The following is a 12111-nucleotide window of genomic DNA, read 5'->3' on the forward strand; positions in this document are numbered from 1 at the left end:
TATATGCACCGGCTCGCACGCGGTTCGGCCCGCTGCACCGCCTTGGGAACGCCCGGGGCGTCGGCCCTGCGGCACGGGTGGGTCAGCGCGCTCGATCGTCGCGCACCAGTTCGATCAAGGAACGGACGGCGGACGCCTGTCCGCACGCCCGGTACACCCCGGCCACCCGCACGGCCATGGGGGCGACCAGGTCGGCCGGCTCCCACAGCGCGGGGGAACGCCGCTGTCCCTGGACTTCGCTCCGGTCGGTCATGCCGGACTCCTGGCGGTCGTGCGGGTGAGACGGCAGGGGGGTGCCGGGGTGCCGGCGGCCCCGCCCGGGTGGACAGGGCGGGGCCGCCGGGGCCGGGTCACAGGGCGGCGGGAGCGGGCTCGCCGTCCTGGTGGTGCTGCGGGGCCGTGGCCGGGAGGGTGATCAGGGCCACGATCAGGGCCAGCAGGTACAGGCCGCCGCCGAACAGGAACCCGTACGAGTAGCCGGTGGTCAGGGCGTGCGGGACGCTGCCCGGCAGCTCGTGGTCGGTGATGGCGGTGGCCGCCGCGGCCAGCGCGGCCAGGCCGATGGCGCCGCCGATCTGCTGGGCGGTGTTGACCAGGCCGGAGGCCGCGCCGGTGGCCTGCGGGGCGACCCCGCGGACGCTGACGATGGTGACGGCCACGAAGACCATGCCGAGGCCGAGACCGGCGACCAGCTGGGCGGGCAGCAGGGCCGCCCACGGGTTCTGGCCGGGCTCGATGAAGCTGAACCAGACCATGCCCGCGACACCGATCAGCAGACCGAGGGCGACGACGCTGCGCTCGGGCATCTTGGCGAGCAGCTGCGGGCCGAGACCGCCGGCCGCGATGCCCATGCCGAGGGCGAAGGGCAGGTAGGCGACGCCGGTGACCATCGGGGCGTAGCCCTTGACGATCTGCATGTAGAGGGTCAGGAAGTAGAAGGTGGCGAGCATGCCCGCGCCGACCAGGAACATGATCAGGTTGGCGCCGACCCGGCCCTTGTCGGCCAGCACACCGCTCGGGATCATCGGCGCCCGGCTGGAGCGCTGGATGGCCACGAAGGCGATGATCAGGACGAGTGCGATACCGAGGCCGATCAGGGTGACGCCGTCGCCGAAGCCCTTGTCGCCGGCGCGGTTGATGGCGTAGACGAGCGAGCCGAAGCCGAGGGTCGCGGTGAGCGCGCCGGGCACGTCGACCTTGCCGCGCTCGCGCTCGCCCTCGACGAGGACGCTGGTGCCGAACAGGACGGCCAGGGCGATCGGGATGTTCACGAACATCACCCAGCGCCAGCTGAGGTACTCGGTGAGCGCGCCGCCGAGCAGCAGACCCACGACCGAGCCGAGGCCGCCCATCGCGCCGTAGACGCCGAGCGCCTTGTTGCGGGCGGGGCCCGCCGGGAAGGTGGTGGCCAGCAGGGACAGGGCGGTGGGGGCGGCGATCGCGGCGCCCGCGCCCTGGATGACGCGGGCCGCGATCAGGAGTTCGCCGCTCTGGGCCAGGCCGCCGAGCAGCGAGGCGGCGGTGAACAGGATCAGGCCGGTGCGGAAGACCCGGCGGCGGCCGAAGAGGTCACCGGCGCGGCCGCCGGCCAGCAGCAGTCCGCCGAAGGCGAGCGCGTAGGCGGTGACGATCCAGCCGAGGCTGGACTCGCTCAGCCCCAGGGCGCTCTGCATGCTCGGCAGGGCGACGGCGACGATCGTGTTGTCGAGGACGAGCATGAGCTGGGCCGTGGCGATCACGAGTAACGCGAGTCCGAGCTTGCCGTCCTGCTGCGGCGGAGCCGCGGCCTTGGGGACGGCCTGAGTGCGGTCTTGCAGCGACATGGGATGTCTCCGTGTCTGTCTCAGGGTTGGGGGGTGTCGAGCGGAACCCTCGGGATCCGGTTCAGCGGGTGGTGGAGGCGGTCTTGGGGGTCCAGATGCCGAGGTCCTCGTAGGCCTGGCGCCAGTCGTTCTCGTAGGCGTTGCGCAGCGGCGCGGGCATCTTTCCGATGATGTTCGCGACCTTGACGGCACCGATGTCGTCGAGCAGCCAGGGCAGGTAGCGGGAGGAGTCGTCGCCGATCCGGGTGCGCTGCTCGGCGCTGAAGGCCTGCCACTGCTCCTGGGAGAGCGTGCTGTCCATCAGCGCCAGGGCGTCCCGCTCCTCGTGGTCGAGGTGGCCGCCGAGCTGGGTGTAGAGGGTGTCGGTCAGGCCGGTCAGGCGCTCCAGGCCAAAGTCCCGGTCGGCGAGGGCCGCGTCGATGTCGGCGAGCAGCGGGTCGATGACCCCGTGCTCGGCCTCCATGTCGGCGAGCAGGGCCAGTTCGGCGTCCTTGCCGACCAGGGCCGCCTCCATGACCGGCCAGACCATGTCGTCCTCGGAGGTGTGGTGGACGGTCAGGAACTTCTTGAACAGCTCCCAGCCGACGGCGGTGCTCAGCACGTGCCGGGGGTCCTCGTCGACCCGCGCGGTGATCCGGGCTATCCGCTCCAGCTCGCGCCGGAGGGCGTCGTGGATCGCGAACATCATCGTCATGTCGAGGTTCTTGAAGTCCTGGCTCATCACTCTCTCCCTCACTGCTGCGTTGTCGTACTGCGAGAGTATCGTCAACTCGCTTATCTATCAAGCTCCCAACTAGCAATCTGCCAACCATCAGGGCCAGAACTATTCGCCGGTCGGGGGCTGACACCGCCTCCGTGCCCGAAGGCGCAGGTCAGCGGGTTCTCGCGGGCTGCAGGACGGGTTCGTCCTGGCCGATTCCAGCCGGTTCCTGTCCGAGGTCCTCGTCGACCCCCTTGCGGATACGGGTCAGCGCGGGGGTGGTCATGGCGGTGGTGAGCAGGGCCATCAGCACCAGGACGGTGAACAGTTCGGGGCCGATGACGCCGAGGCCCAGCCCGATGTTGAGCACGATCAGCTCGGTCAGGCCGCGGCAGTTCATCAGCGCGCCCAGCGACATGGAGTCCCGCCAGTCACGGCCGGAGAGCCGGGCCGCGAGCGTGCCGCCGCCCCACTTGCCGGCCACGGCGACGGCGAGCACCGCGCCCGCCCACAGCCACTGGCCGGCGCTGCCGCCGAGCAGCCCGACGTCGGTCTTGAGCCCGGTGCTGACGAAGAACAGCGGCAGCAGCACCGGCACGGCGAAGGACCGCATCCGGGCCGCGGTGACCTCGATCCGCCGGCTGCCGCGCGGGGTGATCACGCCGAACAGGAAGGCGCCGAACAGCGCGTGCACGCCGATCCGGTCGGTGGCGTACGCGGACAGGCTCAGCCCGCCGAACAGCACGACCAGCACGACACCGTCGGCGTACCGGCGCTCGGCGCGCGCGGCCCACCGGGCGAGCAGCGGTCGTACGACCACGAACATGACGGCCGCGAAGCCGACCGCGTAGCCCGCGGTGACCAGCGCGTCCATGGGCGAGCCGCTCTTCGTCACGGCGACGACGGCGGCCAGCAGGCACCAGGCGGTGACGTCGTCCACCGCCGCGCTGGCCATCGCGAGCACGCCGACCCGGGTCCGGTACAGGCCCCGGTCGGTCAGGATGCGGGCCAGCACCGGGAACGCGGTGATGCTCATCGACACGGCGATGAACAGCACGAACGGCAGCTTCCCGATGCCGTCCGGGGCGAACCGGCCGTACATGCCGAGCGCCAGCAGCACGCCCAGCACCAGCGGCAGCGCGATCCCGGCCTGCGAGACGGCGACGGCGGTTCTGCTGTTGCCGCGCAGGGACTTGAGGTCGAGTTCCAGTCCGACGAGGAACATGAACACGAGCAGTCCGATGTTCCCGAGCACGCCGATGTAGGGCAGCGCCGACGCGGGGAACAGCCAGCCCTGCGCGTCCGGCCAGAGCCAGCCCAGCAGCGAGGGGCCGAGCAGGATGCCGACGAGGATCTCCCCGACGACCGGGGGTTGCCCGAGCCGCTTGAGCAGCTGAGCCCCGGCCCGGCAGGCGAGGATCACCACGGGCACGGCGACGAGTAGCGGGGTGAGCGGATCGGGGGCGGCGGCAGCTGCCATGACGTTCTCCTGTGAAGTGGGGTCAAGGGGAACGCCCCTTCTTTCGGGGGCGCGGGGAACTGCGCGACAAGCCACGACGGTGCGGCGGTCGTTCACCGGCCGTCCGTGGCACCGCGTTTCGCAGAAGGTGCCGCGATCCGTTGTCGGGCGTCCGCAGGTCCGTCGCGGCTGTTCGCGCCCGCGCGGCGGCAGCCGCACATCGATGCGGCCCCGCACCCCTGACGGGGCGCGTTGTCGGAGCCGGAACTTTCACGTGCCGTAGGGACGAAGAGCCTTGGCCTCGCGCAACGCGGCGGCCCACCAGAGCAACTGGTCGAGCATCAGCTTGGCCGCGGCCTCGGCCCCCTCCGGCTCCGCCGGGAAGTTGCCGTCCGCGTCGTAGTGCTCCAGCACCCGCGGGAACGTCACCACGTCCTTCATCCCCACACAGTGGAACTCCGCGAAGATCTGCCGCAGATGCTCGATCGCCCGCACCCCGCCGGCCATGCCGAGCCCGTAGCCGACGAAGCCGACCGGCTTGGCCTCCCACTCCGACTGGAAACTGTCGATGAGGGTCTTCAGCGGCCCCGGGACGCTGCGGTTGTACTCCGGTACGACGACGACGTACGCCTCGGCCCCGGCCAGCCGGGGGCGGAGCGCCGCCGCCCGGGGGTCGGCCGCGTCGAGGCTCGCCGGCAGCGGGTGCTCGGCGACGTCGACGACGTCCAGGACGAGGTCGTCCCGGCGCGCGGTCACCCGCGCGAACCAGCCCGCGACGTCCGGCGCGAGCCGCCCGTCGCGGGCGGAGCCGACCAGCAGCGCCACCCGCAGCGGGCGGGTGACCTGGCCGACGGCGGTCATGTCCGGCCCGCCGGCACCTGCGCGGGCGCCGGGACCGGGGTCAGCGCGATGAACTCGGTGGCCTCGACCCGGGAGAGGATCCGCCGGGTCAGGGCGGGCATCTTCGTCGTACCGTCGTCGCTGAAGACCACCGGGTTGCCGACCTGGATACGGCGGCCGCGCGTGGTGATCTCGCAGCCGCCCGCCGCCAGTACGTTCTTGACCCAGTCGGAGCCGGGTCCGTACGGCAGCGTGATGACGATGTCCGCGCCGCGCCGGAACAGCTTGACCGGCGTGGCGAACTCCCGCCCGGACTTGCGCCCGCGGTGGTGGACCTTCCCGAACCCGGGCAGCCGGCTGAACAGCGGTCCGACGAGATGGTTGGCGAACCGCCGGTTGAAGCGGGCGACTTTCCTGTCGATCGGCATGTCTCACGTCCCTTGCTCCGTAGGGCACTTCGATTCCGTGGAGTGCGGCCCGGCCCCCGCCGCCGTCAGCGGGGGCCGGGCGCACGGCCGGGCGGCGGCTCAGGCCGCGGGCTTGCCCGCCGGGGTCAGCGGGCCGACCGGCTTGCCGCCGGACTGGAGGAACTTCTGCAGGGAGAAGTTGTCGACGATGCCCCAGCGCTCGGCGATCTTGTCGCCCTCGAAGCGGAACCAGATGATCGCCTGGTGCTGCACCTGGAGGCCGGTCGGCTTGATGCCGATGAAGGGCCCGGTGTGCTTGCCGTGCATGACCCAGCGGATGGCGGCCTTGTCGCCCATCGAGATGAAGTCGAGGATCTCGTACTTGATCCCGCTGAACGCGGACTGCTGGATCCTGATGGTGTGCTTGAACGCCTCCGGGCCGCGCATGGAATCGTCGTGGCTGCCGTTGTTGCGGAAGTCGGCGGTGAGGTAGCGGTCGGCGGCCGACAGGTCGCCCAGGTCCAGGCCCTCGTGGAAGACCTTCTCGATCAGTTCCTTCTGCTGGTCCGCGGTGAGCGTGGTGGGCATGGGCGGGTTCTCCTCTGCTGAAGTTGCCGAAGTGGTCGCGTTTCCTCGGGTGTCGAGGGTCTTTCGGTCGACCTGGGTCACTCCCCTGGGCACGGCGCCGGTGGTCCACACGATCCGCAGCCGCAGCCGGTCGAAGCGCCAGCCGTCGGGGGTGCGCCGGGCGGTGCCGGTGAAGCGGCCGCCGAGCTGGAAGTACTGGGTGGGGTCCGGGGGAAGCGGTGAGCCGTGGTGGACATGGGAGGCGATCAGGCTCCAGCTGAGCCGGGCCGTGTCGCCGTCCACCTCCACCTGGCTCTCCGAGCCGTGGTGGTGGGTTCGGCCCCAGCGCGCCATGATCTCGGTGGTGAAGCCGGCCACCCCGGCGAGTCCCTGGTGGCTGCCCACCGGGAACGTCATCTCGACGTCCTCGGTGAACAGGGACCGCGCCCAGGTCTCGTCGAAGCCGCCCTCGTCGAGGCCGGCCAGATAGCGCCCGGCCAGGTCCCGCAGGCTCAGCACGTCGACGAGCCGCGCGACTTCGGCCGTCATGACACCCGGCGTGCTTCGGTCTGGGCGTCCGTCGCGTAGATCACGACGTCGTCGGGGCCGTGCACGACGGCCTTGCCCTCGCCGGTGAGCGCGCCGTCCTCGTGCCGCGCGGTGATGTCGATCTGTATGTACGCGGCCCGGTGGCCGTTGGGGCTGATCTGGGTGACGTCGAGGTTGAAGTCCTCACGCAGGGAGAACTCCACGGAGTCGTCGCCGGTGACGGCCCAGGAGCCGGTGCCGGTGCTCTTCTGCGTGGTGACCGAGAGCGAGCCGTCCGGGGCGAAGGCGACGGTGTACTGGTCCACCTCGCCGTCGTGCGTGACCGTACCCGTCCATTGACCGACGGGTGTCCAGGTGGAAACAGGCATCGAGCACACTTCCTCAAGTCGGGGCGGGAGAGAAACAAAAAATCCGCGTCCCGGACGGGACGCGGATTTCGAGAAGGAAGCCACGGGCTCGACAGAAGGAGCCCGGCCGAAGCGCCACCGCCGTCAGGGCATGGGGGCGCCGAAAAGAGTGTGACACCTCTGTTCGGGTGCGTCAACTTCTCTTATGAATAAGCAACTTGATGGTCAGTCAGCCGAAGAAGCCCCCGCGGCAGGGGGATGGGCCGCGGGGGCTGCTTCGCACCGGATCCCCACACGGATCCGGTTTCTTGCGGGTGAGGGTCGGTGAATTCCGTGCGACAGAAAGGGATTACTCGAATTCACTGCGGTTACAGGGTCTCGCGCCGCCTATTCGGTCTTGCCCCTGCGGGCCAGTGCGAACAGTTCGTCGAGGTCGTACTCGGCCCGCCGCGGGCCGCCATGCCGGGTGATCTTGCCGCGACTGGCCCATTTGCGGATGGTCGCCTGGGTGACGCCCATCGCGAGGGCCGCCAGCTCCGTCGGCACCCGGCGGGGCTTCGCCGCTCCGCCCGCCGGCCGCGTCGGCTCGATCATGCCGTTCACCTCCTTCCGCCGCTTCCACTTCTTCCGCCTGAGGGCCTGGTCCGCCCGGTCCGTTCCATCCGCCTCCTCCGGCCCCCGCGTGTGCCGCCGTCCGCATCTGGCGCCTGCCACGTCCGGCCGCCTCCCACGTCAGGCGGCCTCCCGCATCCGGTCCGCGACCAGCAGCCACTGGCACGGCGGCAGCGCATGGCCGTCGTCGCAGGCGACATGGCTCGGCACCCGCTCGCCGCCGTCCGCCGGCAGCACGCCGTAGAGCGTCCCGGCGCACTCCGGCCGGGTGCACGGACCCAGTGCGAACCGGCGCGCCGGGCCGGGGCCGAGCAGGGCGCGGAGGTCGCCGAGCAGTTCGGCGAGCTCCTCGTCGAAGTCCGGGCCCGCCGGGTGCCCGGCGAGCCAGGGCAGCTGCCGGCGCAGGAACCGCACCAGCGCGCCCATCTGGCGGTCGGCGGGCCGGATGCCCGTGCGCTCGTCCACGACGAGCCGTGCCCACAGCTCCATCACCTCGGTGGTCCGGGTGCGCAGCGCGAGGGCCCGCTCGTCGAGCACGATGCCGACGGTGGCGCGGCTGCCGCTCACCCGCTCGCGCAGCACCGGGCCGCCGGGCACCAGCGCCTGGTCGCTCTCCCGGTACAGGTCGAGGAGGGCGCGCAGGGCGCCGTCGATCCGGTCCAGGCAGCGGACGCAGATCCGTCCGCAGCGCCGTCTGCAGTCGCGGCTCCCGTGCTCGTCCGCGAGTCGCTCGAACTCTTCCATTCGGATCCCCCGAATCCTTGGTCCCTGCGGAACTGCCACCAGTCTCACGGGGGTCGCCGGGCCCTTCAACGCACGGCGGTTCAGGGTTCCCACAATCCTCCGCAGCTCTGTCAGCGGAGTGTCAAACCCGTGCCAAGTGGCCGGATATGATCACTGTTACAAACAGACCTGTCTGATTGAGGACCAACTCGGATCTTCGCCCGTCGCGCATGTTTTCGGACAACTACCCTTGCCGCCTGGGGCGTTCGGATTCTGTGGAGATCATGCGGAGGTAGGCCCCTGTCGGGGTCCCCCTAGGAAACAGGCATGGTTGTATGATTCTCACCATCATTGACATCGGTGTCCGTGAGCATGGCGCGCACCGGGCACTCTGTTGGCAGGGAAGGCGGGTACGACCTGATGCAGGCGCGATCCGAGCAGACGCGTCAGGCTCTCCTCCATGCCACCGCCGAGCTCATCGCGGACGGCCGGCTGTCCGACGCGGGGCTGGTCAACATCTGCCGCCGGGCCGGAGTCAGCCGGGGGGCGCTCTACCACCACTTCTCCTCCACCACGGCCCTGACCGCCGCCGTGTACGAGGAGGCCCGGCAGCGGGTCGAGGCGCTGACCGAGGAGGCGTTCTCGGGTCCGGTGGCCGACGCGCCGAAGCGCTTTCTGTTCGCGCTCGGCGAGGCCATGCGCACCGAGAAGATCGTCCGGGCGGGTATGCAGCTGGCCGCGGACGGCTCGGCCGGACCGCCCCGGCTCCGCGACGACATGCTGGCCGCGGTCCACGAGCGGGTCACCGAGGCGCAGAAGGAGGCCGAGGAGCCGGCCGAGGACCTCGCGGACCTGGCCGTGGTGGTGGCCGCGGGCATCGAGACCCTGGGGCACACCGACCCGAGCTGGTGGGACGGCGACATCACCCAGCGGCTGTGGCGGCTGCTGCGCCCGCTGTTCGACCGCGACCGGCCCAACCGGGGCGGGGAGCGCCGGATCTGACCCGCCGCCGGTCCGCCCCGCACACCGAGGGCGGACCGGGAACCGTTTGGTAGGGCCAGTCAGTCCGTCGGCAGCGTCGTGCGCAGCCGGCCGATCAAGCCGGGCGTGGCGAGGCCGGGCAGCAGGAACTTCCAGAAGACGCTGGTGCGTTCGGGCAGGTCGGCACGGCCGGAGTAGGCCTGGGACATGATCTGCAGGCCGGTGAAGGAGCCGACGATGAGCGAGGCGACCTCGCGCACATCCACTCCGGGGAGGATCTCGTCCCCTTTCTCGGCCTCCTGCAGCAGCGTCAGGATGGTTTCCATGGACTGTTCGTAGGTGGTCTGCGGCGGGCAGTCGAACGAGGTCTGCTCTATGGTCAGCCGCACGCTCGCGCGCAGCACCGCGTCGTGCTGGAGGCGCCGGGCGAACTCCAGGGTCAGGTCGATCACCGACTGCAGCCGGACCGGCCGGTCGGGCACTTCCAGGGCCTCGGCGTGCGCCTGCACCAGCGCCAGCGCGATGGCTTCCTTGGAGGGGAAGTGATGGTAGAGGGAACCGCGGGTGAGTCCGGTGCGGGCCAGGATCTCGTTGGTGCTGGCGGCGTCGTAACCGCGCTCGTCGAAGACCTGGGCCGCCGCCTCCAGGATCGACCGCCGTGACCGCTTGCCGCGTTCTTGCTGAGCCATGCCAGATCCCTACGCTCTCCCACTGAATTCAACAGACTTGTCTGTATCGTAAGCCGCATCCACGGCCCACGGTCAGTACCGCGGTGGGAGTTGTCAGAAAGCGGTTCCGTCGCCGGACGCCGGAACGGGGCATGACCTCGGGGAACGCGCGGAAGCGCTAGGGGGAGCCGATCCGGAAACCGACGCCCCGGACGGTGACGATCCAGGCACTGGAGCCCAGTTTGCCGCGCAGGGTGCCGACATGGGTGTCGACCGTGCGGCCGCGCGGGGACCACGCGTCGTCCCACACCTGGGCCATGATCTGGCGGCGCGGGATCACCGTGCTGGGCTGTGAGGCCAGCAGGTGGAGGAGGTCGAACTCCTTGCGCGTCAGGTCCAGCGGCCGTCCGTCCAGGGTGACCGTCCGGGCGCCCGGGTCGATGCGCAGCGGCCCGTGGGCGACGACCCGGTCACCGGCCGGCTGGTTCGCCGACTGCACCCGCGCCCGCCGCAGCACCGCCTCCATCCGGGCCAGTAACTCCCGGAATCCGTACGGTTTGACGAGGTAGTCGTCCGAGCCGGCCTGCAGGCAGAGCACACAGTCGAGCTCCGAGCCGCGCGCGGTGACGGAGATGATCGGCAGATCGCTGACCGCCCGGATGCCGCGGCACACCTCGAGACCGTCCAGGTCGGGCAGGTCGAGGTCGAGCAGCACCAGGTCGGCCTCGCGGTGCCCGCGCAGCGCCTGGGCGCCGGTGGTCGCGCCGCGGGTGGCGTACCCGTGCCGGACCAGACCCTGCCTGAGGGTGTCGGAGGCTAGTGGGTCGTTCTCGACGACCAGGATGTTCAGGACCCCGGCCCGGGACGCGCCCCGCGCGGGGGCCGGGCGGGCCGGGTGCCCGCCCGAGGCGAGCGGGACGAGCGGGCCGTGCGAGCGGTGGCGCCGCGCCGACGGCGCCACGAGATCCGCGTACTGGCGGTTCATCTGTTCCCCCTGAGGCACATCCACGTCATCTCGGACTGCGGGTTCACGACCAGACCGTACCAAACAGACTTGTCTGATTGTCAACTGGCGAGGTGACACGGCGCGGCGCTCCGACCTTGCCTGACCCGCGCCGCGATGAGCTGCGATTTCATCGGATTACCGGACAAGTGGGAGGCGGGACTCCACTCAGGAGGCCCCCGGAAAGACTTGACCAAGGACTATGCCTCTTCCATAAACCATGCAGGGTTGTTCGTTTCGCGGATGCAATTCCGGCATAACGGTCAGTCGTCCCCGACGGTCGGACGGGCGGAGTTCCGGACTCCCCCAAGAAATCAGCTCGCCTCTTGCAGAACCGGACCGACCTGTCTGTATCTTGTGGCTAGAACGTCGGCCACGGGGGGTGACAGCCGACGTACGGCTTGTTGCCCCCTCCCCGTCACACCGACACAGGAGCGCTGCACATGCCGCACCTCACCGAACGGATCCTCGCCCACAAGCCCCTGCTCCCCGTGCTGACCACCACCGTGCCGCGTGAGTACGTCCATCGCGCGGCGGTCTCCGAGGTCCTCCTCACCGGCTGGGAGCCCGACGAGTCCCCTGCCGCCGACGGCCCCGGCGCCGGGGCCGGTTTCGCCGTCCGGGCCCAATGGCCGCGCTGCCACGCCCTGTTCGCCCCCGACCGGGGCTACCAGGACCCCATGCTGCTGCTCGAGTCCGTCCGTCAGATCGGCTCCCTGCTCGCCCACGCCGAGTTCGACGTCCCGTTCGGCCACCAGTTCCTCATGTCTGACATGTCCGTGACCACCGAGCCGGAACTGCTCGTCGCGGACGCGGTTCCCACCGATGTCGAGATGCACACGGTCTGCCGCGACGTCGTCCGCCGCGCGGGCCGGCTGCGGGAGATGCGCTACGACGTGACGGTGCTCCGCGAGAACGGCGCCCGGGCCACCGCCTCGGCCGCGTTCCGCTGCATGAGCCCGGACGTGTACCGGCGGATGCGCGGGGAGCGCCCCACCACCGGCCGCACCCCGCCACCGGCCCTCGACCCGGCCGCGGTGGGCCACGCCGGCCCCCGGCACGTCGTCCTCGGCGAGCCCGAGCCGGGCACCCGCGGCCGATGGGAACTGAGGGTGGACACCGCGCACCCGACCTACTTCGACCACCCCGTGGACCACATACCCGGCATGTTCCTCCTGGAGGCCGCCCGGCAGGCCGCGCACGCCCGCACCGGGGTGCCCGGCGCCCTCCTGCTCGACCTGCGCAGCGAGTTCGTGCGGTACGCCGAACTCGACGCGCCCTGCTGGATCACGGCCGACCCCGAACCGTACGGCGGCGCCGGCGACCTGCTGGTACGGGTGCGCGGCAGCCAGCGGAAGGAGACGGTCTTCACCGCCGAACTGGTCCTGCGGCCACGAGTCCGCTGACCCCGACCGCCTTCCGGGAGAGTCCT

At 70.9% G+C, this 12111-nt stretch carries 14 protein-coding genes; 2 read left to right on the forward strand and 12 right to left on the reverse strand.

The features are described 5' to 3' along the window. Positions 1-82 precede the first annotated feature (82 nt). The 10 genes from AB0N16_RS26735 to AB0N16_RS26780 form a co-directional block, all read right to left on the reverse strand. Complete coding sequence (locus tag AB0N16_RS26735) at positions 83-253, reverse strand: hypothetical protein (protein WP_365800844.1); 171 nt, start codon at positions 251-253, stop codon at positions 83-85. 97 nt (positions 254-350) lie between these two features. Next, the gene (locus AB0N16_RS26740) at positions 351-1823 is read right to left on the reverse strand and encodes an MFS transporter (RefSeq protein ID WP_351735156.1); all 1473 of its coding nucleotides are present in this window, start codon (positions 1821-1823) and stop codon (positions 351-353) included. Between the two features lie 61 nt (positions 1824-1884). Further along, positions 1885-2544 (reverse strand): hemerythrin domain-containing protein, encoded by a 660-nt coding sequence (locus AB0N16_RS26745; protein WP_365800846.1) that lies wholly within the window; start codon positions 2542-2544, stop codon positions 1885-1887. Positions 2545-2695: 151 nt separating this feature from the next. Then, positions 2696-4003, reverse strand: a complete 1308-nt coding sequence (locus AB0N16_RS26750) for a cation:proton antiporter (protein ID WP_365800848.1) — start codon at positions 4001-4003, stop codon at positions 2696-2698. Between the two features lie 249 nt (positions 4004-4252). Further along, positions 4253-4843 carry an NAD(P)H-dependent oxidoreductase gene (locus AB0N16_RS26755; RefSeq protein WP_365800850.1) on the reverse strand — a complete coding sequence of 197 codons (591 nt, stop codon included), beginning with the start codon at positions 4841-4843 and terminating at the stop codon, positions 4253-4255. Next, positions 4840-5250 (reverse strand): nitroreductase family deazaflavin-dependent oxidoreductase, encoded by a 411-nt coding sequence (locus AB0N16_RS26760; protein ID WP_365800852.1) that lies wholly within the window; start codon positions 5248-5250, stop codon positions 4840-4842. Before AB0N16_RS26760 ends, AB0N16_RS26755 begins: the two co-directional genes overlap by 4 nt. 99 nt (positions 5251-5349) lie before the next feature. Beyond that, positions 5350-6345, reverse strand: a complete 996-nt coding sequence (locus AB0N16_RS26765; RefSeq protein WP_365800854.1) for a nuclear transport factor 2 family protein — start codon at positions 6343-6345, stop codon at positions 5350-5352. Then, complete coding sequence (locus AB0N16_RS26770; protein ID WP_351735146.1) at positions 6342-6713, reverse strand: dehydrogenase; 372 nt, start codon at positions 6711-6713, stop codon at positions 6342-6344. Before AB0N16_RS26770 ends, AB0N16_RS26765 begins: the two co-directional genes overlap by 4 nt. Positions 6714-7079: 366 nt before the next feature. Next, entirely contained in the window at positions 7080-7286 is a 207-nt protein-coding gene (locus AB0N16_RS26775) for a hypothetical protein (RefSeq protein ID WP_365800856.1), read from the reverse strand. Between the two features lie 138 nt (positions 7287-7424). After that, positions 7425-8048 (reverse strand): OvmZ protein, encoded by a 624-nt coding sequence (locus tag AB0N16_RS26780; protein WP_365800858.1) that lies wholly within the window; start codon positions 8046-8048, stop codon positions 7425-7427. Positions 8049-8447: 399 nt separating this feature from the next. Between AB0N16_RS26780 and AB0N16_RS26785 the strand changes: the two genes are divergently transcribed. Beyond that, complete coding sequence (locus AB0N16_RS26785; protein WP_365800860.1) at positions 8448-9029, forward strand: TetR/AcrR family transcriptional regulator; 582 nt, start codon at positions 8448-8450, stop codon at positions 9027-9029. 59 nt (positions 9030-9088) lie between these two features. Here AB0N16_RS26785 and AB0N16_RS26790 read toward each other — a convergent pair whose 3' ends face one another. After that, entirely contained in the window at positions 9089-9697 is a 609-nt protein-coding gene (locus AB0N16_RS26790; RefSeq protein WP_365800862.1) for a ScbR family autoregulator-binding transcription factor, read from the reverse strand. A gap of 157 nt (positions 9698-9854) precedes the next feature. Continuing rightward, on the reverse strand, positions 9855-10661 hold the full coding sequence (locus AB0N16_RS26795; protein WP_365800864.1) for a response regulator transcription factor: 807 nt from the start codon (positions 10659-10661) through the stop codon (positions 9855-9857). Positions 10662-11122: 461 nt separating this feature from the next. Here AB0N16_RS26795 and AB0N16_RS26800 point away from each other — a divergent pair, with 461 nt between their 5' ends. After that, positions 11123-12085 carry a ScbA/BarX family gamma-butyrolactone biosynthesis protein gene (locus AB0N16_RS26800; RefSeq protein ID WP_365800866.1) on the forward strand — a complete coding sequence of 321 codons (963 nt, stop codon included), beginning with the start codon at positions 11123-11125 and terminating at the stop codon, positions 12083-12085. The last annotated feature ends 26 nt before the right edge of the window (positions 12086-12111 follow it).

Origin of the sequence: Streptomyces sp. NPDC051105 (genome assembly GCF_040682795.1) — a bacterium.
Taxonomy (GTDB): domain Bacteria; phylum Actinomycetota; class Actinomycetes; order Streptomycetales; family Streptomycetaceae; genus Streptomyces.